Annotated in this window: 23 protein-coding genes; 13 read left to right on the forward strand and 10 right to left on the reverse strand. The window is 74.1% G+C overall.

All coding sequences use genetic code 11. From position 1 onward, the window contains the following. Nucleotides 1-72 precede the first annotated feature (72 nt). From OG989_RS20175 to OG989_RS20200, 6 genes are all read left to right on the forward strand, one after another. Nucleotides 73-1,113, forward strand: a complete 1,041-nt coding sequence (locus OG989_RS20175) for a zinc-dependent alcohol dehydrogenase (RefSeq protein WP_151454689.1) — start codon at nt 73-75, stop codon at nt 1,111-1,113. Beyond that, nucleotides 1,110-1,928: a sugar phosphate isomerase/epimerase family protein gene (locus OG989_RS20180; protein WP_151454688.1), complete on the forward strand. Its 819-nt coding sequence runs from the start codon at nt 1,110-1,112 to the stop codon at nt 1,926-1,928. The genes OG989_RS20175 and OG989_RS20180 overlap by 4 nt, the downstream gene beginning before the upstream one ends. Continuing rightward, nucleotides 1,925-3,289, forward strand: a complete 1,365-nt coding sequence (locus tag OG989_RS20185) for an MGH1-like glycoside hydrolase domain-containing protein (protein WP_442791877.1) — start codon at nt 1,925-1,927, stop codon at nt 3,287-3,289. Before OG989_RS20180 ends, OG989_RS20185 begins: the two co-directional genes overlap by 4 nt. A gap of 138 nt (nt 3,290-3,427) precedes the next feature. Continuing rightward, nucleotides 3,428-3,817, forward strand: coding sequence for a DUF2267 domain-containing protein (locus OG989_RS20190; RefSeq protein ID WP_151454687.1), 390 nt, complete (start codon nt 3,428-3,430; stop codon nt 3,815-3,817). 269 nt (nt 3,818-4,086) lie between these two features. Further along, nucleotides 4,087-4,845, forward strand: coding sequence for a thioesterase II family protein (locus OG989_RS20195; RefSeq protein ID WP_151454686.1), 759 nt, complete (start codon nt 4,087-4,089; stop codon nt 4,843-4,845). Nucleotides 4,846-4,932: 87 nt separating this feature from the next. Further along, nucleotides 4,933-5,886, forward strand: a complete 954-nt coding sequence (locus OG989_RS20200; RefSeq protein ID WP_327028079.1) for a TauD/TfdA family dioxygenase — start codon at nt 4,933-4,935, stop codon at nt 5,884-5,886. 3 nt (nt 5,887-5,889) lie between these two features. On the opposite strand, the gene OG989_RS20205 is transcribed toward OG989_RS20200, so the two are convergent. Both OG989_RS20205 and OG989_RS20210 read right to left on the reverse strand, forming a co-directional pair. Further along, entirely contained in the window at nt 5,890-7,146 is a 1,257-nt protein-coding gene (locus tag OG989_RS20205) for a hypothetical protein (protein WP_327028080.1), read from the reverse strand. A gap of 31 nt (nt 7,147-7,177) precedes the next feature. After that, nucleotides 7,178-7,768, reverse strand: coding sequence for a D-alanyl-D-alanine carboxypeptidase family protein (locus OG989_RS20210; protein ID WP_327028081.1), 591 nt, complete (start codon nt 7,766-7,768; stop codon nt 7,178-7,180). Between the two features lie 473 nt (nt 7,769-8,241). On the opposite strand from OG989_RS20210, the gene OG989_RS20215 reads away from it, so the two are divergent. Both OG989_RS20215 and OG989_RS20220 read left to right on the forward strand, forming a co-directional pair. After that, the gene (locus OG989_RS20215) at nt 8,242-9,879 is read left to right on the forward strand and encodes a BCCT family transporter (RefSeq protein ID WP_327028082.1); all 1,638 of its coding nucleotides are present in this window, start codon (nt 8,242-8,244) and stop codon (nt 9,877-9,879) included. A gap of 133 nt (nt 9,880-10,012) precedes the next feature. Further along, nucleotides 10,013-10,591, forward strand: coding sequence for an AAA family ATPase (locus tag OG989_RS20220; protein ID WP_327028083.1), 579 nt, complete (start codon nt 10,013-10,015; stop codon nt 10,589-10,591). Between the two features lie 10 nt (nt 10,592-10,601). Here the strand turns inward: OG989_RS20220 and OG989_RS20225 are convergent, their stop codons facing one another. Next, nucleotides 10,602-12,218, reverse strand: coding sequence for an ADP-ribosyltransferase domain-containing protein (locus OG989_RS20225; RefSeq protein ID WP_327028084.1), 1,617 nt, complete (start codon nt 12,216-12,218; stop codon nt 10,602-10,604). Between the two features lie 227 nt (nt 12,219-12,445). Between OG989_RS20225 and OG989_RS20230 the strand changes: the two genes are divergently transcribed. Beyond that, nucleotides 12,446-13,132 (forward strand): macro domain-containing protein, encoded by a 687-nt coding sequence (locus OG989_RS20230; protein WP_327028085.1) that lies wholly within the window; start codon nt 12,446-12,448, stop codon nt 13,130-13,132. Here OG989_RS20230 and prfH read toward each other — a convergent pair. The 5 genes from prfH to OG989_RS20255 all read right to left on the reverse strand — a co-directional run bounded on the left by prfH (nt 13,121) and on the right by OG989_RS20255 (nt 17,309). Continuing rightward, a complete protein-coding gene (gene prfH / locus OG989_RS20235; RefSeq protein ID WP_327028086.1) occupies nt 13,121-13,810 on the reverse strand; it encodes a peptide chain release factor H in 690 nt (229 codons plus the stop codon). The two genes, OG989_RS20230 and prfH, sit on opposite strands and share 12 nt — an antisense overlap. Further along, nucleotides 13,807-14,982 carry an RNA ligase RtcB family protein gene (locus OG989_RS20240; protein WP_327028087.1) on the reverse strand — a complete coding sequence of 392 codons (1,176 nt, stop codon included), beginning with the start codon at nt 14,980-14,982 and terminating at the stop codon, nt 13,807-13,809. The genes prfH and OG989_RS20240 overlap by 4 nt, the downstream gene beginning before the upstream one ends. 278 nt (nt 14,983-15,260) lie before the next feature. Further along, nucleotides 15,261-15,650: a bleomycin resistance protein gene (locus tag OG989_RS20245; RefSeq protein ID WP_327028088.1), complete on the reverse strand. Its 390-nt coding sequence runs from the start codon at nt 15,648-15,650 to the stop codon at nt 15,261-15,263. A 25-nt stretch (nt 15,651-15,675) separates the two neighbouring features. After that, nucleotides 15,676-16,623: a class D beta-lactamase gene (blaOXA, locus tag OG989_RS20250; protein WP_327028089.1), complete on the reverse strand. Its 948-nt coding sequence runs from the start codon at nt 16,621-16,623 to the stop codon at nt 15,676-15,678. An 80-nt stretch (nt 16,624-16,703) separates the two neighbouring features. Beyond that, a complete protein-coding gene (locus tag OG989_RS20255) occupies nt 16,704-17,309 on the reverse strand; it encodes a DUF4291 domain-containing protein (RefSeq protein ID WP_327028090.1) in 606 nt (201 codons plus the stop codon). An 88-nt stretch (nt 17,310-17,397) separates the two neighbouring features. Between OG989_RS20255 and OG989_RS20260 the strand changes: the two genes are divergently transcribed. After that, on the forward strand, nt 17,398-17,880 hold the full coding sequence (locus tag OG989_RS20260) for a type II toxin-antitoxin system PemK/MazF family toxin (protein WP_151456394.1): 483 nt from the start codon (nt 17,398-17,400) through the stop codon (nt 17,878-17,880). A gap of 4 nt (nt 17,881-17,884) precedes the next feature. On the opposite strand, the gene OG989_RS20265 is transcribed toward OG989_RS20260, so the two are convergent. Both OG989_RS20265 and OG989_RS20270 read right to left on the reverse strand, forming a co-directional pair. Then, nucleotides 17,885-18,535, reverse strand: a complete 651-nt coding sequence (locus OG989_RS20265) for a flavodoxin family protein (RefSeq protein ID WP_151456395.1) — start codon at nt 18,533-18,535, stop codon at nt 17,885-17,887. Nucleotides 18,536-18,652: 117 nt separating this feature from the next. Next, nucleotides 18,653-19,303, reverse strand: a complete 651-nt coding sequence (locus OG989_RS20270; RefSeq protein WP_151456396.1) for a GGDEF domain-containing protein — start codon at nt 19,301-19,303, stop codon at nt 18,653-18,655. 260 nt (nt 19,304-19,563) lie between these two features. Between OG989_RS20270 and OG989_RS20275 the strand changes: the two genes are divergently transcribed. The 3 genes from OG989_RS20275 (at nt 19,564) to OG989_RS20285 (ending at nt 21,776) form a co-directional block, all read left to right on the forward strand. Further along, nucleotides 19,564-19,803: a DUF397 domain-containing protein gene (locus OG989_RS20275; protein ID WP_132240226.1), complete on the forward strand. Its 240-nt coding sequence runs from the start codon at nt 19,564-19,566 to the stop codon at nt 19,801-19,803. Between the two features lie 135 nt (nt 19,804-19,938). Continuing rightward, nucleotides 19,939-20,820 carry a helix-turn-helix domain-containing protein gene (locus OG989_RS20280; protein ID WP_151456401.1) on the forward strand — a complete coding sequence of 294 codons (882 nt, stop codon included), beginning with the start codon at nt 19,939-19,941 and terminating at the stop codon, nt 20,818-20,820. Between the two features lie 107 nt (nt 20,821-20,927). After that, nucleotides 20,928-21,776: an SAM-dependent methyltransferase gene (locus OG989_RS20285; RefSeq protein ID WP_151456398.1), complete on the forward strand. Its 849-nt coding sequence runs from the start codon at nt 20,928-20,930 to the stop codon at nt 21,774-21,776. Nucleotides 21,777-22,005 lie beyond the last annotated feature (229 nt).

Consider the following 22,005-nt stretch of genomic DNA (forward strand, 5'->3'; position numbering starts at 1 on the left):
CGATTGATCAATTACAAGACATATGCCGATTTATTGCCTACGATGGAGCCCAGTGCTACCGGGATGTGACTCATGGTCAACTGGGTTGTCTCACTCGCCGGGCCCCGACGGATCAGCCTCGAGCCCTGCCCCCCGGATCCGCTCGGCCCCGGTCGGGTCCGCGTCCGCACCTGCTACTCCGGCATCTCGGCCGGCACGGAGCTCACCCTCTACCGGGGCAGCAACCCCCGGCTGAGCAAGGACTGGGACGACGTCAGCCGGATGTTCGTGCCCCGGCAGACCGCGGTGCCGTACCCGCTGGTGGGCTTCGGCTACGAGGAGGTCGGCGAGATCATCGAGGTCGCGCCCGACGTGGCCGACCGGCGCGCCGGGCAGGTCGTCTGGGGCATCTGGGGGCACCGCGCCGAGGCCGTCGTGCCCGCCGACACGGTGCACCCGCTGCCCGCCGGGCTGGATCCCCTCGCGGCGGTCTTCGCCCGCCCGGGGGCGATCGCCCTCACCGCCGTGCTCGCCGGCGACCTGCACCTGGGCGACTGGGTCGCGGTCTTCGGCCAAGGCGTCATCGGGCTGCTCGCCACCCGGCTCGCCGCCCTCTCCGGCGCACGCGTGGTCGCCGTCGACCGGGTGCCCGCCCGGCTGGCGCACGCCGGCCGACTCGGCGCCCGGATCGTCGTCGACGCGGGTGCCGAGTCCGCCGCGGCCGTGCTGCGCCGGGCCACCGGCGGCCGGGGCGCGGACGTCTGCCTGGAACTGTCCGGGGCGTACCCGGCGCTGCACGAGGCGATCCGCTCCACCGCTCACGCCGGTCGCGTCGTGGCCGCCGGCTTCTACCAGGGACAGGCCGACGGGCTCGGCCTGGGTGAGGAGTTCCACCACAACCGGATCCAGCTGGTGGCGGCCCAGGTCTCCGGGCCGACCCCGGCGCCCGGCATGGCCGGCCGGTGGACCGGGGCCCGCGTCGCACACACCTTCATGGACCTGGTGGCCGAGGGCAGCGTCGACCCGCTGCCGCTCGTGAGCCACGTCGTCGACGCGAGCGCGGTGGCCGACGCGCTGGCGCTGCTCGACCGCGGTGACGCGGACGCCCTCCAAGTGGTGCTGAGGTTCCCATGACGATTCCCCTGGCCTGCCAGGAGCAGCTCCTGCCGGGCACCGACCTGATCCAGAAGTACGCGCTCGCCACCGCGCTCGGCTACGACGCGATCGAGCTGCGCGGCTCCGGCGACCTCGGCCTCGCCCGCCGGCTGCCCGAGCTGCGCCGGGCCCGCGCCGCCGGGGTGGTCATGCCCACCGTCTGCGTGGAGATGGACCACTTCATCGGCGACTTCGACCCCGAGCGCTCCCGCGACGCCGTACGCAACCTGCGCTCCCAGCTCTCCGTGATGGCCGAGCTCGGCGGTGTCGGCGCGATGACCCCGGCCGCGTGGGGGATGTTCTCCCGGCGGCTGCCGCCGTTCGAGCCGCCCCGCCCACCCGCCGCCGACCGGCAGGTGCTCGTCGACGCCCTGGGCGAGCTGGGGGAGCACGCCCGCGCCGAGGGGGTCACCCTCTTCCTGGAACCGCTCAACCGGTACGAGGACCACATGGTCAACCGGCTCGCCGACGCGGTCGCCCTCTGCGCGGCCGTCGGGCTGCCCACGGTGCGGGTGGTGGCGGACACCTTCCACATGAACATCGAGGAGGACGACGTGCACCGGGCGCTGCGCGCCGCCGCCCCGTACCTCGGGCACGTGCAGGTCAGCGACTCCAACCGCCACCAGCCCGGCGCCGGGCACCTCGACTGGCCGGCGCTGCTCCGCACCCTGCTGGAGCTCGACTACCGGGGCTGGCTGGCGCTGGAGTGCCGGCTGCGCGGCGACCCCGTACGCGCCCTGCACCAGGCCGCCGCCGTGCTGCGTCACGCCCAACCCCGGCAGGCGGCGGCGTGAGCACCGGGACCGCCGGCGGCCCGCCCACCGCCGTCGACGCCGGCGCCCACGACCGGGGGGCCCTGCGCCGCCTCGCCGTCGCCACCCTCGACGCCAACTGGGAACACGACCACACGGTGCCCTCGCGCACCCTCTACCCGCACCAGTGGAGCTGGGACTCGGCATTCATCGCGATCGGCTGGTCCCACGTCCGCCCCGAGCGCGCCTGGTGCGAGCTGGCCAGCCTGTTCCGCGCCCAGTGGGTCGACGGGCGGGTGCCGCACATCGTGTTCAACCCGGCCCTGCGGGTCGGCTCGTACTTCCCCGGGCCGGAGTTCTGGGAGTCGGGGCTCGCCGAGGGCGCCCCGGCGGCCGCCACCTCCGGGCTGATCCAGCCGCCCGTGCACGCGCCCGCCGCCTGGCTCGCGTACCGGCGGTGCCCCTCGGAGCAGGCGCGGGCCGCGCTGCGCCGGCTCTATCCCCGGCTGGTGGCCCAGCAGCGCTACCTCGCGACCCGCCGGGACGTCGGCGGGGGCGGGCTGGCCTGCATCGTCCACCCGTGGGAGTCCGGGCTGGACAACAGCCCCGCCTGGGACGCGCCGATGGCGGCGGTGCCCGCCGACGCGGCCGTCATGCGCGCGTACCGCCGGCACGACACCGCGCACGCCGACGCCGCGCACCGGCCCACGGACCTCGACTACGCGCGCTACGTCGCGATCGTGGCGTCCTACCGCGAGCGCCGCTACCGCGACGACGACCTCGCCGGCCGGCACCCGTTCCTGGTGGAGTGTCCGCTGGTCAACGCCGCCATGGGCGCCGCCGAGCACGCCCTCGCCCGGATCGCGCCGCTGGTCGGCGCCGACCCCGGCCCGCACCGGGAGCGCGCCGCGCGGATCACCGAGGCCCTGGTGCGCCGGCTGTACGAGCCGACGACGGGCACCTTCCACCCTCGGGACCTGCGCGCCGACCGCCTCGTGCCGGCCCGGACGGTGCTCGGGCTGGCCCCGCTGGTCCTGCCCGACCTGCCCGCGCGGCAGGTGTCGGCGCTGGTCGCCGAGGCCTGCTCGCCGCGCTTCGGGCTGGCCGCCCGGATGGACCGGCCGCTGCCCAGCCACGACCGCACCGCGCCGGACTTCGAGCCGCTGCGCTACTGGCGCGGGCCGAGCTGGATGAACGTCAACTGGCTGGTGCGCCGGGGGCTGCTGCGCCACGGCCGTCCGGACCTGGCGGCCGGCCTGCGCGACTCGATGATCGAGCTGGTGGCCCGCTCCGGCTGCCACGAGTACTTCCACCCGGACACCGGGGCTGGGCTGGGCTCACCGGCGTTCGGCTGGACGGCCGCGCTGCTGCTCGACGTCCTCGCCGACGACCCGGCCGGCTGATACCGGCCGGGTCGTCCCCGGTCAGCCGGCGGGTACAACGTCCGTCGACCGCCCCGCGCCCGGGTCGGCCGGACGGCGGGGTCGTTTACCGGTGCCGGGCGCGGGTAAGCGTGGGGCCGCTGACGACAGGAGGCTGCCGTGCGGTTCCCCCTCTTCGTCGACGCGGTGTCGCGCCGCGCCGGACTACCCACCGCCCAGGCCGCCACGATCGCCCGCGCCGTGTTGCAGACCATGGTGGAACGGATGAGCGGCGGTACGGCCGGTTACCTCCCCGACGAACTCGACGGCTACCTCGCGGGCCCCGGTGCCGGCGACGGCCCGCCCGGCGCGCCCGGTCCGGCGGACTTCGTGCGTCGGGTGGGGGAGCGGGCCGGGACGGACGAGGCCACCGCCCGGGCGGGAACCGGTGCCGTCTTCGCCACCCTGCGGGAGGCGGTCACCGTCGACGAGTTCCGCGACATGGTGGCCCGGCTGCCCCGGGACTTCGACGGCATGACCCAACCGATCCCCCGACCCGACGACGCCTGACCGGCCACCCGCCACCGCCCACGCACCGTCGCGGCGGCCCGCCACGCGGATCCTTGCGGGCGGGCGTCGAGCCTTATGCTGCTTCCGACCCGAAGGTATAGGCAGATCATGAGGCCCCTCCCGGAGCATGGTGGTCGGCCCGATCGCGGTCGGCCCGCCGATGCCTCGGAGGGCGCCGCACCCCGGGTCGCTCCGGCGCGCCGGAGCGACCCACCACCCGTTCCGGCGCCAGCGGCACCGGAACGGCCCCTCCCGACGAAAGGCGCGCGGTGACCTGGTTCCTCTCCGCCGGCGGCTGGCACCCGGCGCCGGTCCAACTCTTCTGCCTGCCCTACGCGGGCGGGGGCGCGACCGTCTACCGGCGCTGGCAGGACGAGCTCGGCCCCGACGTCGAGGTGCTGCCGGTGCAACTGCCCGGCCGCGAGAACCGGATCAGCGAGAACCCGGTGTTCAAGGTCGTCGACGTCGCGCACGCCATCGCCGAGCGGGCCCGTGGCCCGTACGCGATCTACGGCCACTCGATGGGCGGCCGGGTCGCCTTCGAGGTCGTCCGCGAGCTGCGCCGCGCCGGGCGTCCGCTGCCGCTGCGGCTCTACGTCGGCGGCGCCCGCGCCCCGCACGTCAGCGCGCCCAGCCACTTCGACGGGCTGTCCCGGGTGGACGACGACGAACTGCTGCGTCGCCTGGCGGCCGGCGGCGGACTGCCGGCGGGGCTGCTGGACTACCCGGAGCTGGTCGAGCTGCTGCTGCCCCTGCTGCGCGCCGACCTCGCCCGGGTGGACGACTACCGCTACACCCCCGAGGAGCCGCTGCCGATGCCGATCGTGGCGTTCAGCGGGCGCGGCGACGACACCGTCTACCGGGAGCACAGCGCCGGCTGGCGGGAGCACACCGCCGCCGGCTTCACCCTGCACGAGATCGACGGCGGGCACTTCTTCCTCAACGAGCGGCTGCCCGACCTGCTCGCCGTGATCCGGGCGGACCTCACCGCCGCCCGCACCGACGCGGCCACCCGCCACCACGGGTGAGCCGCCCCGCCACGGCCGCCCTCCGGGCCGCCATCCCGCTGTTCCGCGGCAGCCCGCGGCGACGGCGGCGACGACAGGAGCGAGAGCATGAGTGATCGGATCGCCACGCTGCCGATCGTCGTCGAGAACGACGGCCGCGAGCTGACCGAGCTGATCGCCGCCCGCCGCGCGGAGCTGCGGGCGGACCTGGTCGAGCACGGCGGGCTGCTGTTCCGCGGGTTCGACGTCGGCGGCGTCGAGGGCTTCGACCGGGCGGTGCGGGCGCTCTCCGGCGAGCCGCTGGTCTACACCGAGCGTTCGTCGCCCCGGCACGCCATCGCCGGCCGGGTCTACACCTCGACCGACTACCCGCCGAACGAGGAGATCTTCCTGCACAACGAGAACTCGTACCAGGCCCGCTGGCCGTTGACGCTGTTCTTCTACTGCATCACCGCGCCGCAGACGCGCGGCGCCACCCCGCTGGCCGACGTCCGCCGGGTGTACGCCGAGATCGATCCGACGGTACGCGAGGAGTTCGTCCGCCGCCGCTGGATGCTGGTGCGCAACTTCCACGGTGACTTCGGCACTCCGTGGCAGCACGTCTTCGGCACCGACGACCGGGCCGAGGTCGAGGCGTACGCGGCGGCGAACCGGATCGAGCTGGAGTGGCGGGGCGGCGGCGGGCTGCGTACCCGCGCGGTGCGCGACGTCGTGCACCACCGGCCCGGATCGGACACCCCGCGCTGGTTCAACCACGCCACGTTCTTCCACGTGAGCACCCTCGCCAAGGACCTCCAGGAGGGGCTGCTGGCCATGTTCGGCACCGACGGGCTGCCGGCCAACACGTACTACGGCGACGGCGGCGAGATACCCGCCGACGTCATGGACCACCTGCGGGCCGCGTACCGGGCGGCCAGCGTCCGCTTCGACTACCGGCGCGACGACGTGCTGGTCGTGGACAACATGACCGCCGCGCACGGCCGGGAGCCGTTCACCGGCCCTCGCAAGATCGCCGTCGCGATGGCCGAGCCGCACGACCCCGTGGCGGCCGACGGCAGGTGACGCCTACCGGTCGGCGACGTCGGTCTCCGGCAGCTCCTCCGGGTTCGCGACCCAGGCGGAGAAGACCGGCAGGCCGTGCCACGGGCCGGTCGTGCCGCCGGCCCGGCTGTCGGTGGCGACCGCGACCACGGCGTACGGGTGGCCGAAGCGCAACTCGGCCACCCGGGCCACCCCCTCCGGCGGAAGGCTCTCGAGCATGGCGAATCCGGTGACGGCGGCCGCCTCGAAGCCGTACCGGCCGTAGCGGGCCATGGCGGCCTGTGCCGCCTCGAACTTCAGCCCCGGGGCGCCCAGCAGTTCGCCGAAGACCTCCGCGACGGCGGGGAAGCCCGACCCGGGGGCGGCCAGCTCGTGCCGGCTCCTGGCCGACCAGCACGGCAGTACGGCCGTGAGCCGCTCCTCCCGGCCGTCCGGCGCGTTCGTGCGGGTCGGCTCCTCACGCACGGTCCAGATCGGGCCGTCGCCCAGCGGGACGTCGAACAGGGAACGCCGATCCGCCGGAAGGCGGTCCGGCGGAGTGGTGGCGACCGCCGCCGCCACCTCGTGGGCGGCGGCGAGGACGTCCCCGGCCGGCACCTCGGGCGCCGCCGCGACCGAGACCACCGACAGCCCGGCCGTGCCCTCGGCGGTCCGCGCCGGCTTGGCGGTGGCGGCGTGGGCGGCCACGGTGCCGGCCCGCACGGTGTCGGTGATCCAGCACTGGTGGCCGTACTCGGGGCTGCGCAGCACCCGGCGCAGCCGGCCGGTCCAGGAACTGCCCGGCCCGAGCGCGCCCGCCGGCGCCACCTCGAACGGGTCCTCCCAGGAGATCCGGGTGGCCAGGGCGCTGGCCAGGACGAGCAGCACCTGCGGCGTCACCGTCAGCGGGAACTTCCTGATCAGGTCGAGGGTGTGGGTCCGGGCCCACGCGTCGAGGGCGTCCTGTTCCGGCACCGGTCCGGTGGCGGTCGACGCGGGCAGGGTCGCCCGCCATCCGTCGAGCCCGGTCGTCTCGATCCCGGGTCGGTGCCAGAACGCGGTCGCCGAGGGCACCAGGGGGTGTGGCGCGGCCACCAGGGCGTGGGCCGCCCGCGCGGCGGTCTCCGCGTCGGTGCCGAGCGTCTCCTCCAGGGCGGTGCGGGTCGGGCCGGTGGCGGCCGGTGCGGCGAGCGCCAGCAGCAGCCACGCGCCGAGCGGGGAGGCGACGTGGTGCCCGTCGCCGATCACGGCGTGCAGGCGGTCGGCGTAGCGGGCCAGGGGGGTACGGATGTCGGTGGTCACCGCTTCACTGTGCCCGCTCGGCGGGCCGCCGTCACCTCCTGTCGGTCAGCCGCACCAGCCGCGACGGCCGGGCGGGGACCACGGTCGGGGGCGTCGAGGCACCCGGGTGGGGCAGCCGCTCGGGGCGACGACCGGGTCGGTACTCGAAGTGCCACCACTCGTTGTCGTACACCCGGTGCAGATGGTGGCGCGCGCCGTACGTCTCCAACCAGCGCGCGCCCTCGGCGGGCCGTACGTCGAGGGCCGTGCCCGCGACGTGCCGCGACTCGTGCGGTGGGAGTACCCGCAGCCGGGCTGCCTCCGGGGACCCGGCGCACCGGACCGCCTCGGCGAACAGGCGTGCCTGCTCCTCGGCGGTCCGGTGCCCGGACGTGAGCCCGATCAACTCACCGTCGCGCCAGAGGGCCTGCGCCCGGGCGGCCTCGAAGGCCGCGCGCGTGGCGGGCGTCAGGCCGGTCAGGTCCTCGGCCGGAAATCGCGTCGCCAGTGCCCACTGGCAGGCCACATGCTTCGCCCGGCCGCGCGCGACGACGAACGCCACCGGCAGGAGCCCCACCGCGAGAGTCAGCGTGACGGCCTGGTACACGCGATCGCGGCGCCGGGCGGACCGGGCCGCGCTCATGATGTTCGTCTGCCGGGCCAGGCGGACGACGACGGACCTGATCCGTGGCCCGGCCGGCGCCCGCCGTCGACCGGGAGGCCGTCGCCTCGTCGATGCCCCTGACCCGTGGCACTCCACGTCATCGACCGGAATCATGGAGTCAGAATTCCGCAACCGTCACGCGCCGGCCTGAGTACGACTACTCAGCGCGTGGTCGCGGGTCGGTCGGTTTTGTCACCGGACTGTCATGAGACCGCAGGGTCACCTCCAACATCGACGCCGAGAGTGATCGCCGGTCGTCGCCGACGTCCGTGGCGGCCGAGCCCCGGCCGACCCGTACGCCCGCCGGAACGACGTCGGCACCGGCGGCGACAACTTTCCGAGTTCCCGGGCCCCGGACGGGGCGCGGGACAACCCGACATGCGGGCCGACCGGCGCGCGCGGAGCCGGGAACGCGGCCCGCGGACCGGGCAGCCCACGGAGGTCCACAGACCATGACCGTGTCCGCGACAGGTCCGGCAACCGACGACAACACCCCGCCGGGCGACGCACCACCTGAGCCTGGCCGCCCGGCGCAGGGCATCGACCGGACGGTGCTGGGCGTCGCCGCCGCGGTGACCGTTCTCTTCGTCGCGTGGGGCATCGTCGCCACCGACAACCTCGCCTCGGTCACCGACACCGCGCTCGACTGGGTGGTCCGGTCGTTCGGCTGGGTCTTCGTGCTGGCCAGCACCGGCTTCGTGGTGCTGTCGGTCTGGCTGGCGCTCAGCCGGTACGGCCGGATCAAGCTCGGCCGCGACGACGACGAGCCCGAGTTCTCCACCGTCTCCTGGGTGGCGATGATGTTCAGCGCCGGCATGGGCATCGGCCTGATGTTCTGGGGCGCCGCCGAGCCGCTGTCGCACCTGGCGACCCCGCCGCGTGGCCTCAACGAACCGAACTCCCCGCAGGCCGCGCGGGTGGCCATGGAGTACTCCTTCTTCCACTGGGCGCTGCACCCGTGGGCGATCTACGCCGTGGTGGGCCTCGCGCTGGCCTACTTCACCTTCCGCAAGGGTCGGCGCGGCCTGATCAGCAGCGCCTTCTTCCCGCTCATCGGGGAGCGCGCCAACCGGGGACCCGGCCGGGCCATCGACATCTTCGCGATCTTCGCGACGCTGTTCGGGTCGGCCGTCTCCCTCGGGCTGGGCGCCCTGCAGATCAACAGCGGCCTGACGAACCTGTGGGACGTGCCGAAGTCCACCCCACTGGCGATCGGCATCATCGCGGTGCTCACCGTGGCGTTCGTGGTCTCCGCCGTCACGGGCGTCAAGCGGGGCATCCAGTTCCTGTCGAACACCAACATGGTGCTCGCGGTGGCGCTGATGTTCTTCCTGCTCGTGGTGGGCCCGACGGTCTTCGTCCTCAACACGCTCACCGCGTCGACCGGCGGTTACCTCTACGACCTCATCCCGATGAGCTTCCGCACCGGCGCCTTCGGCGGCGAGCAGTGGATGGCGGGCTGGACCATCTTCTACTGGGCGTGGTGGATCTCCTGGACCCCGTTCGTCGGCGCCTTCATCGCCCGCATCTCCAAGGGCCGCACCATCCGCCAGTTCGTCCTCGGTGTGGTGGCCATCCCGAGCCTCGTCAGCTTCGTCTGGTTCTCGGTGTTCGGCGGTACGGCCATCAACCTGCAACTCAACGGCACCGACCTGTCGGCCGCGGTGAAGGAGAGCCCGGAGGCGGCGCTCTTCGCGGTCCTGCGGGAGTTCCCGTTCTTCACCGTCACCGCGATCCTGGTCATGGTGCTGGTGGCGCTCTTCTTCGTCAGCGGCGCCGACGCCGCCTCGGTGGTGATGGGCACGCTCTCCTCGCGCGGCAGCCTGGAGCCGAAGGCCTGGCTCGTCTCCATGTGGGGCGTGCTGACCGGCCTGGTGGCCGCGGTGCTGCTGCTCGCCGGCGGACTGTCCGCCCTGCAGTCGCTGACCATCCTCGCCGCGCTGCCGTTCCTGTTCGTCATGGTCGGCATGGTCGTCGGCCTGCTCCGCGAGCTGCGGCGCGAGCCGGACAGCGCCACGATGGCCCCGGAACTGCGGGCCCTCGTGTCCGCCGGCACGTCACCGGCCGCCACGAGGCCCGAGTCCTCCTGACCCCGGCGCGTGCGGCGTGGGCCGTCCCTCCGAACCCGGGGGCGGCCCACGCCGCACGTGGGCTCCGTACCATCGTGGACGTCCGTACGGGCGGCGCCTCCCGGCGGCGCCGGGCCGAGCGAGGAGGCGTGTCGTGACCCAGGCCCAGCCGGCTGCCGCGCGGGCGCCGCGCCTGATCGTGCTCAACGGGCCACCCGGCTGCGGCAAGTCGACGCTGGCCCGCAGGTACGTCGAGGACCACCCCCTCGCGCTCGACCTCGACATCGACCGGATCCGTGACCTCATCGGGCGGTGGCGTGATCATGCCGGTCCCGCCGGTCTCCTCGCCCGCGCCGTCACGCTGGCGGCGGCCCGGGCGCACCTGGCCGGCCGCCACGACGTGATCATTCCGCAGTTCCTCGGCCGTCCCGAGTTCATCGAACAGGCCGAGCGCGTGGCGTACGACACCGGCGCCCGGTTCCACGAGATCGTCCTGCTCGACGGCAAGGAGAACGCGCTGTGGCGGTTCGCCGAACGCAGCCGTACCTCCACGGATCCGGCGCATCTCGACGCCCAGCGCCTGCTCGACCGGCATGGCGGGACCACCGAGCTGGCGGCGATGTACGACCGGCTGCTCGCCGTCGTCGCCGCCCGGCCCGGGACGAGCGTGGTGCGCAGCGAGCACGGCAGGGAGGACGAGGCCTACCGCCAACTCCTCGCCTGCCTCAGCTAGCCGCCGTCGCTCACGCCACCATGCGCTCCTCGGCCAGCTCTGTCAGCCGGACGGTGCACAGTCCGTTGCGCTCCGCCTTCACGTCGGTCACCGTGAGCTGCGTGCCGGGGGCCAGGATGACCTCCTCCTCGCCGGTGAAGGCGGAGAACCGCCGGATGCCCACGGCCCGCACGGGCAGCACCTCGAAGAGCGTCCGCTTGCCGCGACCGCCGAGGAACGCCTGGGCCACGCCGAGCTTCGACGTGCACGACGAGACGCCCCACCACGTCACGGTCTGCCCGAGCGGGTACTGCGCCCGCAGATCCAGCGACACCCCGCGCCACAGCGGCTCCGTGCGGGCCGGGAGCCGTGACACGGCCGAGAACAGCAGCCGAAGGTACGGCAGGTACGGGACGATCCGGCCACGGTCCGGGTGGCGCAGCGTGGCGTTGATCTGCCGGTAGAAGGCCGACTCGCAGGTGTAGAGGTAGAGGGCTGCGACCTCGTCGGCGGAGAGGGCGTCGGCCCCGCCGTCGACCTGCTTCTCGCCGAACCGGTGTGACTGCTCGACGTGCCAGTCGAGCCCGGGCAGCAGCGCGGCCACCGGGGCGACGGCCGCACGGAAGTCCATCAGCGGGGTGGCGGACACGCCGGTGATCGCGGGAAGGGCCAGCCCCTCGTCCTTGACGCTGGCGAGCCGCTCGAGGTAGAGCTTGTGCAACTCCATGGTGGAGGCGATGAACGCCCCCATGCGTTCGGCCGTGCCCGTGTCGGTGCCGCCCGCGTGCGCCGCCGATCCGCTCCATCCCTTGCGGGGCAGCCAGTCGATCTCGTCGGCGCCCAGCGTCCTGAGCGCCTCGTTGACGTCGGCGAAGTGGTTCCCGTCGCAGAAGATGTCGCCCTGCGCCGCCGGATTGGGGTGGTCGAGGTGGCGGACCTCCACGCCCGGGTACTTCTTCTCGAGCCGCTGCACCACCCGCTTGAGGCTGCGCGCGTGCGCGCCCCACCACGCGAACACCACGCCCCGGTCCTCCTCGTCGGCGTGCTGCTTGGCCTTCAGGATCTCCTCGACCAGGGCCTCGACGACCGGCCGCCAGAACGCGGTGTGCCGGTCGGTGGCCATCGCCCCGTCGCCGCTGGCGGTGAGCGCCGCGTTCAACAGCAGCACGCCCTGGGTGAGCATCGCCTGGAACCACTCCGGTGGCTGCACCGTGTCGTGCTCGCGCAGCAGGGCACGGATGTCGGCGATCGGCGTCTTCTTGGCGATGCCGTGCTTCCACATCGCCGCCGCCTTGATGATGCAGCGGATGGTGACGACCCTGCCGAACTGGCTGTCGTTCCAGTCGTGGAAGGTGTTGTCGAACATGGCGATGCCGGTGGCGCTCTCGCTGCGCGGGTAGGGGTTCTGCCCGAAGACGACGACCTTCCACTTGTGCGGCGGGTGGGGCTTGAGCGCCTGGAAGGTCAGTTCCCGCACGGGCACGACCATCGGGCTGCGGCCCGGGCCGATGAAGGTGGCGGCGCCCGGCTGCGCCTCGATGACCGGCTTGACCAGCGGCAGCCACGGCTCGCCGCCGCCGGTGAACAGGTCGGCGAGGGCCAGCGGGTCGTTCGGGTCGGGCGGGGTGGGGGCGGTGGTGTCGCTCATCGCGGGCTCCCGGAGTGGCGGGCCGTGCCGGTCCGACGGCACGGGTGATCGAGGTGGGGGCATTCTGCCGCCAGCGGGCGACAGTTACGGCGCCGGCGACCGGCGCGGCCCCCAGCGCCGGCGGTTCGGGTGCCGGGCGCCGTGTGTGGCGCGACGCGGACGGTTGTCGGTGGGCGGCGATAGCGTGCTCCACGTCGGAGACAACCTCTTCCCCACCGGAGTGAACCATGACCCTCGACCGCGAGAAGCCGCTGCTCAGGGTGGTGCTGACGGACGTCAACGCGAATGTGGTGCAGGCGTGGCGTGCGGCGTTCGCCGACACCCCCGAGGTCGAGATCCACAAGGGGTCGATCCTCACCCGGCAGGCCGACGCCTGGGTCAGCCCGACCAACTCGCGGGGGCGGATGGACGGCGGCGTCGACGCGGTCGTCAAGCGGCACCTCGGGGCGGGGATCCAACTGCGCGTCCAACGGGCGATCCGCGACCAGTTCGGCGCGGCGATGCCGGTGGGCAGCGCCGTCTGCGTGCCGTCGGGGGCCACCAACCCCAGGTTCCTGATCTCGACCCCGACCATGGAGCAGTCGGCGCAGGACGTCAGCGAGACGCTGAACGTGGCGCTGGCCTGCGCCGCCGCGTTCCAGGCCATCCACACGCAGAACGAGAGGGAGCCGGGCAGCATCGCGTCGGTGGCGCTGGTCGGCATGGGCGCGGCGACCGGCCGGGTGCCGGCGCGGGTCTGCGCCAACCTGATGTGGACCGGCTACACGCTGTTCAACGACTACCACTTCCGCGACTACGACGACCTGCGGAGGACCATCCGCACGCAGCTCGACGACATCGACAGCCGCCCGGAGGAGGAGCGTGTGCGGGTGACGGTGCCGACGGTGGCCGGCGCCCGCCGTTCACGGGGCTGAGGCGTCCCGGCGGCGGGGCGAGCGCCCGCGGCGTGCCCGCTGCGGTGGGCCCGCCTCCCGCCCCGACGGTTCCGGGCGTTCGACGCGGGTGGGGTCGCCGCGGACGAGTTCGTCGTGGATGCGCCATCGGGCCGTGTCGGCGGCGCGCTCGGCGGTCTGGTCGTCGCGTGCGATCCGCTGTCGCAGCAGCTGGATGGCGAGGCGCCGGTTGAGGCTGAAGTGCCGTTCGGTGTCGACCACCACGACGATGCCCGACGGGCGGTGGGTCGCCCGCACCGCCGTGCTGACCTTGTTCCGGTGCTGGCCGCCGGGGCCGCCGGTACGGCAGGCCACGATGTCGACGTCCGCCTCCGCGAACGCCGTGGTCGGGCTGTCGAGCTGGCACGGTCGGGCGACGACGTACCAGTTCTTCCGGCCGGTGCTCGCCCGGTAGGGGCTGGGGGCCTGCCAGCACAGGGTGCCGGTCCACGAGGCGGCGAACGCCTCGGCGTCGTCGCCGGAGATCCGGATCAGTGCCGACCGGTAGGTGTCGGGCCGTTCGCCGGGCACGGTGCGGACCCGGTGGGTCGTCAGGCCCCGCCGGGCGGCCTCGGTCTCCAGGCGGTGCAGCAGCCGGGCCAGCGCCCAGGCGCACTCCTGCGGGCCGCGCCCGGCGGACACGAGCAGGTGCAGGCTCATCGCCGGCCCCGCTTGCGGCGGTCGTCGCCGCGGTCGGACCGGGTGGTGGACCCGGCGTCGGGCGTCTTGTAGGTGACCAGGGGGACCGTGGTGGCCACGGGCGTGGCCAGGTCGTGGTCGACGAGATCCGTGATCACGCGTTCGATGCGCTTGTAGGCCGTGGGCGCCTCCTCGAAGAGCAGTTGGCGGTCGCCGCACACCACCAGCGACCCCACCGGGGTGCGCCGCAGTTCCTCGACGGTGTGCTTGGCCCGGCTGCGCCGCAGGGCGTCGGCGCGGGACATCTTGCGGCCCGCGCCGTGCGCCACCGAGTGGTTGGCGTCCGGGCCGGCGTGGGCGGCCACGAGGTAGGAGGCGGTGCCCCGGGTGCCGGCGACGAGCACGTCGCGGCCGTCGCCCGGCGCCGCGCCCTTGCGGTGCAGGTAGACCCCGTCGTGGACCTCCACCAGGTTGTGGCACTGGTCGACGACGGGCTCGGTGGGCTCGGCCCCCAGGGCGTGGGCGACCCGGGCGGCCAGCAGCCGCCGGTTGAGCGAGCCCCACCGTACGGCGTCGTCGTGCGCCGCCAGGTAGGCGGCGGGATCAGGGGCGGGGCCCGCGCCGTGGGCCTCGGTGTGCACCCGCAGGATCCGCTCGCCCAGCCCCCGGGAGCCGGTGTGGACGATGAGCACGAGGTCGCCCGCGTCGAGCCCGAGCCGGCTCGCGTGGCCCGGCTCGAAGACCGTGTCGACGCGCGCCAGCTCGACGAAGTGGTTGCCGCGACCGACCGTCCCGAGCCCGTCGACGTGGCCGGCGGGAATGTCGCCCGCCACGACGGCCCAGGCGGGGTCGTCGGCGTCCCGCCCGGGGTCGAGGGGGCGGTCGAGGTCGGGGAACCGGGCGGCGAGCCGCTCCGGCACGGCACGTTTGAGCCGGATGGGGAACACGGCGATGCCGCAGCCGATGTCGGAGCCCACCAGGAACGGGTACAGCACGGTCGACGCCATGGCGGCGCCGATGGGGGCACCCTTGCCCGGGTGCAGGTCCGGCATGGCGGCGACGTGGATCATGCCGGGAAGGGCGGCCACCTGCTGGCACTGCGTCAGGGCCTCGGACTCGATCCAGCTCGTGGGGGAGGCGAACACGGTGACGGTGGCGGGGGCGGACTGCGGCGGGGACTGGTGCGGAGACAAGGACGCTCGCTTCTCGCTAAGACGGCATGGACGCGCGGCACCACGACACCGGTCGGTGCCGCGCGCTTCGGCGATGGGGATGCTGCCCGTCAGAACGTCATGGACGACACTGTTGCGGAGCCGACCGGGTGCGGCAACCGACTTTCCGCCGCGCCGGCGACCTGTTCGACGCCCTGCCAGGGGTTCCGCCTCATGGCCGTGGGTCGTCGCCGCCGGCCCCGCTGCGCCGTCGGCTGTGGCCGGCGTCGGCGCGGTGCGGGCCTGCCGCCGGACCGTTCTCAGTCGGGGACGCTTCCCGCCCGGTCGAGATGGCGGAAGAGGTGCAGCAGGTGGCCGTCCGGGTCCGCGATGGTGAACTGCCGGTATCCCCACTCGGTGTCTCGCGGCGGTTCGACGACGGTCACGTTCCGCCGGGCGTACGCGGCGTGCAGCGCGTCGGGATCCGTGACCATGACGAAGCACTCCGCCGGGGTGAACGCGCCCGGACTTCGCCGCAGGTAGATGTTGACCTCGGCGACCTCGCCCCGGAACACCGAGGCGAACTCCTCGCCCATCCGGCCGCCGAGGGTGAAGCCCAGCGTGTCGACGTAGCAGCGGACCGACGCCGACACGTCGCGCACGGGCAGCGTCGGAATGATCTTGTGGAATTCGGTGTCGGCGTCGGCCATCAGGGCTCCTCCGGTGGGCGGACGGTCAGGGGGCGGGCAGGGCGCCGAGGCGGTGCAGCAGCTGCCGGCCCAGCGGCAGGCGCTTGTCGGCGTCGCCGTCCGTGTGGACGTCCACGTTGAGTGCGAAGCAATACAGCTGGTCGCCGCGCTCGACCCAGCCGACCCACCATCCCGTGCCCGGGTCGGTGGCGTCCGTCCAGCCGGTCTTGCCGTGGAGGGCGTACTCGGCGGTGCGCTCCAGGCGCAGGATGTCCCGGACGGTGGCCTGGTGCCCCCGGCCGGCCGGCAGCTCGCCCCGGACCAGCCGGGCCAGCCACCGCGCCTGCTCGTCGGCCGAGATCTCCAGCGGCCCGTCCAACCAGAACCGGTCCACGGCCGGCCCGACCTGGCCGTTGCCGTAGCCGAGCCGGTGCAGCCACTCCCGCTCCCGGTCCGGCCCGATGCGTCGGGCCAGCTCCTGGAACACCGGCACGTTGGAGACCCGGACCGCGTCGCGCAGCCCCATGTCCCGCTCCCAGGCGGCGACGCGCTGCGGCCGACCGCCGTAGGGGACCTTCTCCCGCTCGTCGCGCACCACGCCGGTCTCCAGCGCGATCAGGCTGTGCGCGATCTTGAACGTCGAGCCGGGGACGAAGCGCCGCTCGGCCCGCGCCCGGTCGACCATGACGACGCGCCCGGCCGTCACGTCGTACATCACGAAGGTGCCCCGGAGACCGGCCTGCCGGAACAGGCCCGCCAGGTCGTCGCGGACCTCGACCGCCGGCACGGTCGGCGTGGGGGACGGACCCGTCGCGGCGGTGGCGGACGCGGCGCCGGCCGGCGGCGGCTGCGGACGCCCGCTGCCGGTGCAACCGGTCGCGCCGGCCAGCAGGAGCAGGACGACGACCGCGGTGCCCGCGACCCGCCGCCGGGCGCCCGCGCGGACCGCCGTCGGTCGCGCGGGCAGGGACCGCGTCCGTGACTCGAAGACCACCGCCACCGCCTCTGTCCGTGCCGGCGCAGACGCCCCAGTCAAGCACGTCCCGGGGGTACGGCATCGCCCCGTCGGTCGGCTCACGGCTCCGCCGTCGCGCCGATCACGGCGGCCACGTCGGGCGGCAGCGGGTAGGGGCGCTCCGGGGGCAGCAGCGCCCCGGCGGCGGTGTCGTCGCTGGCGTCGAGCGCCGCGCGCACCGCGTGGGCGGTCGGGGTCACGTCGGTGAGACCGACCAGCCACTCGTCGACGTACCGGCGCACCGCCTCGCCGCCGAGCCCCACCTGTAGGGACCGGTGCGGCAGCGGGGCCAGGCGCAGCGACCGTTCCGGGTCCCACTGCACCCGCACCGGGCTGGCCCGCAGCCGTCGCGACCAGTCCTCCCGGTCCTGGTGGCGGTCGCGCTCGAAGCTGCTCAGGCACGAGTTGGTCAGCGCCCACTCGAAGCCGGCGCGGGTGATCTCGACGGCCAGCACCCGCTCCTGCCCGGGCTTCGTGCCCCAGCCGCAGCGGTACATCATCCAGCGGAACGACGGCTTGATCCAGGTCATCCGTTCCCGCTTGAACGGCGGCACGAAGCGGCCGGCGGCCAGCGCCGGGCGGGCGATCTCCGGCGGGTACGCCTGGTACACGGTCACGGTGTCGGCGGTGAAGCGGGCGCGAACCTGGTGGACGGGGACCTGCATGGCGCCGATCCTGGCCGATCGTCCGGGCCCGGTCCATCGGATTGTCCCGCCCGGGCCGGCGGCCCCGGTGGGGGATAGGCTGCCGGTCGTGGCAGGTCTTCTCAGGAGTGTGGCGGCCCGTATCGGCGGGGTGATCCCGTCGCCGCGCCGGCCCGGGCCGGGCCCGGCGCAGGTCGCCCGCCCCCGCCAGGTCGCGGCGTTGCAGCGTCGGCAGTTGGCGTACGCCCCGGAGCTCGACGGGCACGCCGATCCGGGCGAGATCGTCTGGACCTGGGTGCAGTACGAGGACGACCCGCGTCAGGGCAAGGACCGCCCCGTGCTGGTGGTGGGCCGGCACAGCCGGACGCTGTTCGGGCTGATGCTGTCCAGTCAGAGCGAGCGGGACGGGCAGCGGCACTGGCTGGCGCTCGGTCCGGGCGAGTGGGACCGGGACAACCGGCCGAGCTGGGTGCGGCTGGACCGGGTGCTGACCATGCGGGAGGACGGCATCCGCCGGGAGGGCGCCGTGTTGGACCGGGCCCGTTTCGACCGGGTCGGGCAGGCCCTGCGCGCCGGCTACGGCTGGCGCTGACCCGTCAGGCCGGCTCGCGGCTCGGGCCGATCCCGGCGTCGCGGGTGTCCGGCGGCGGGTACGGCTGCTCGGCCAGCAGCCGGGCCAGGTGCGCGCTGTTGAGCGCCAACGCCTTGGTGGTGCGTCCCGTGGTCTCGGGCTTGGGCCGGGCGTCGATGTAGTCCACCTTGTGCAGCGCCTCGCCGACCCAGTAGGTGGCGCCCGCCGCGGGGCAGGTGAAGCCGACCTCGTTGAGGGCCTGCTGGACCTCGCCGATGGTGTGGTGCGCGCCGTCCTCGTTGCCGACGACCGCGACCCCGCCCACCTTGCCGTAGGTGAGCAGCCGGCCCTCGGCGTCGGTCTCGGAGAGTTCGGCGTCGAGCCGTTCGAGGACCATCTTGCACACGGCGGACGGCTGACCGAGCCAGATCGGCGTGGCGATGACGAGGATCTGCGCGGCCATCAGCCTGGACCGGATGACCGGCCAGCCGTCGCCGTCGCCCTCGTCGGTGGAGACGCCGAAGCGCACGTCGTGGTCGACGACCCGGATCAGGTCGCCCGCCACGCCCTGGTCGGCGAGGGCGTCGAGCACCTCGCGCCCGAGCACCTCGGCGCTCGACGGGGCGGGGGACCGCTTGAGGGTGCAGTTCAGGACCAGGGCCCGGATGCTCGTCACGGTGTTCCTCCCTCGGCCGGTGCGCGCTGACCCTGCCGGCATACCCGGCAACCGGCGCGAGACACGTCGAAACGCGTCGTGTCCCGACCGGCGGTCCGCTGGCGTGGGCCTGCGGGCTCAGCACTCCGCCAGGTGGGCGCTGTCGACGAGTTGCCGGGGCGGGCGGGCCACTCCGAGGCTCTTGGCCCGGTACATGGCGGCGTCGGCCCGGTCGAGTGCCTCGGTGAGCTGCGCGGGCCCGGTGACGGGGGCGAGCCCGACGGAGGCGGTCACCCGGACGCTGAGCCCGCCCAGCGGGATCGGCGCGGCGAGGCTGTCGCAGAGCCGCCGGGTGGCGTGCTCGATCCACCGCCGGTCGATCGTGGGGCTGGCCAGCAGCCCGGCGAACTCGTCGCCGCCGAGCCGGGCGACCAGGTTGTCTCCGGCGAAGGCGGCGAGCCGTTGGGCGACGCTGACCAGCACCTGGTCGCCGGCGGCGTGGCCGTAGCTGTCGTTGATCTGCTTGAAGTCGTCGAGGTCGAGCACCACGGCGATCAGCGGCTGCCCGGCCGCGTCGGTGAGCAGCGTGGCGGCCAGGCGGTAGAACGCGCGGCGGTTGGGCAGGCCCGTCAGGGGGTCGTGGCTGGCGGCGTGCCGCTCGGCGGCGAGCTCGGCCTGGAGGTGCCTGATCTCGACCTCGGCCTGGATCGCGCGGCGCCGCAGCTGCCAGGAGGTGACGAGTGCCCCGGCGGCACAGATGCCGGACGCGATGGTCAACGGATCCGGCACGAGACCTCCCATCAGCACGTTGCCGCCGGCCCCCGCGCGCGGCGGTCCGCGCCCGCGTGTCGGGCCCCGTCCGTCCTGGTGGCAGCCCCAGGTCGGTGACTCAGAGTGAACAGATGGGCACTGTCCACGTGCGTTATCATGCTCGCTGTCCGGTGCAGATGCAATAGCAGATGCACGTGCAGGAAGCCCTTCGTCGATATCGTGCCCCCTCATCAGGCACCGCTGCCCGGCATCGCGGGGCTCGCGAGAGAAAGACGTCCATGCAGCAGCCTCCGAACGGCGTTCCCACCACCCAGCTGCCCCCGCTCGCCTGGCAGAAGAGCCGCCGGAGCAATCCCAGCGGCAACTGCGTCGAGCTGGCCGAACTGCCCGGCGGCGCCGGCATCGCCCTGCGCAACTCCCGGCACCCGGAGGGGCCGGCGTTGATCTACACGGTGGACGAGATCGCCGCCTTCGTGCTCGGCGCGCGCGACGGGGACTTCGACAACCTGATCGCCTGACCGCGCCCCGGCGACCGGGGCGAATTGTCCGCACCGAAGAAGTTCACCTCACTCACGGTTCATGGCATGCTTACCCGTCGGCCGCGCTAGGGCATCTGGTCGGCACGAACCGGCATGTGGAGGTCGGCTGTGACGATGGGTCCCGCCGAGGGCGGTCCGGGGACCGGCCCGACCGTGCTGCGCATGCTGCTCGGCGCCCAACTGCGCCGGCTGCGCGAGTCCAGCGGGGTGACCCGGGAGGGCGCCGGCTGGGAGATCCGCGCCTCCGAGTCGAAGATCAGCCGGATGGAGCTGGGCCGGGTCGGCTTCAAGGAACGCGACGTCGCGGACCTGCTCACCCTCTACGGCGTCACCGCGTCCGAGGAGCGGGAGGCGCTGCTCAAGCTCGCCCGCGACGCCAACAGCCCGGGCTGGTGGCACCGTTACGGCGACGTGCTGCCGAACTGGTTCCAGTCGTACCTCGGGCTGGAGGCGGCCGCCGCGCTCATCCGCAGCTACGAGGTCCAGTTCGTCCCCGGCCTGCTCCAGACCCGGGAGTACGCCCGGGCGGTGGTGCTGCTCGGGCACGGTCGGGCCGCACCGGCGGAGATCGAGCGTCGGGTCGCACTGCGCATGCAGCGCCAGCGGTTGCTGCACCGCGAGAACCCGCCGCAGCTCTGGGCGGTGGTGGACGAGGCCGCGCTGCGCCGGCCGATCGGCGGCCCGCGGGTGATGCGCGAGCAGGTGGCGGCGTTGATCGAGGCCACCAAGTCGCCGAACATCCGGCTCCAGGTCATCCCGTTCGCCGCCGGTGGGCACGCCGCCGCGGGCGGGGCCTTCACCATCCTGCGCTTCGGTGACCGGGAACTACCCGACATCGTCTACATCGAACAGCTCACCAGCGCGCTCTACCTCGACAAGCGCGACGACCTCGACTACTACGCGGTCGCGATGGAACGGCTCTGCGTGGAGGCCGAGCCGCCGGAGCGTACGCCGGAGATCCTCGGCGCGATCCTGGACGACCTCTACCCGGGGTGACCCCGGCGGGGCCTCGCCCGGACAGCGGTGCGGCTACCATGGTCGCCGACCGGCGACAGTGGACGGACGCCCCCGGTCGCGGGTGGCGCAGAGTCGTGGAGGCTGCCTTGACCACCGATGCCCCGGGTACGACGACCGGCCCCGCGCACCCGAGCGACCGCATCGACACCTCGGTGGCCCACCCCGCCCGCCGGTACAACTACTGGCTCGGCGGCAAGGACAACTTCCAGGCCGACCGGGACTCCGGCGACATGGTGGCGGCGTCCTTCCCGACCATCCGCACCGCCGCGCTGGAGAACCGCCGTTTCCTCCAGCGGGCCGTGCGGCACCTCGCCCGGGAGGAGGGCATCCGCCAGTTCCTCGACATCGGCACCGGCATTCCGACCGCCGACAACACCCACGAGGTCGCGCAGGCGATCGCCCCCGAGTCGCGGGTGGTCTACGTCGACAACGACCCGATCGTGCTCGCGCACGCCCGGGCGCTGCTGACCAGCTCGCCCGAGGGCGCCACCGCCTACATCGACGCCGACCTGCGCGACCCGGAGCGGATCCTGCGCCACCCCGACCTGCTGCGCACCATCGACCTGTCCCGGCCGGTCGCCCTGATGCTGGTCGCGATCCTGCACTTCGTCGGCGACGACGACGACCCGTACGCCGTGGTCACACGGCTGCTCGACGCGCTGCCGCCGGGCAGCTACCTGGCGGCCTCGCACGCCACCCACGACTACCTCCCCCCGCACGTGGCGCAGGAGGCGAAGGCGGCGGCCCGGGGCGGCAGCCCGCACGGCCTGATCAATCTGCGTACCCGGGCCGAGTTCACCCGGTTCTTCGACGGGCTGGAGCTGTTGGAGCCCGGCGTCACGTCGGTCGCCGAGTGGCGTGCCGAGGACGCGCCGCAGCCCCGCCCGGCGGCGGCCGAGGTCAGCATGTACGGCGCGGTGGCCCGCAAGGGCTGACCGCACATCTGCGCGCCCGCCGGCCCGGACCACCACGGTCCGGGCCGGCGCTGCTACTGCGCGGGGTCACCCTCGACGTCGCCCTGCGCTGCCGCGCGGAGTCGCACTCGACGTCGCCCCGCGCCCGGCGTCACCGTGGCCGGGCGGCGTGGTGGGCCGCGTCGGTGTTCCTGTCGCGCGCGGTCCCGAGCCGGATCGCCGCCTGTGGCGTTGACGAGGGCGGCCCGCT

This window comes from Micromonospora sp. NBC_01740, from assembly GCF_035920365.1.
GTDB lineage: Bacteria > Actinomycetota > Actinomycetes > Mycobacteriales > Micromonosporaceae > Micromonospora > Micromonospora reichwaldensis.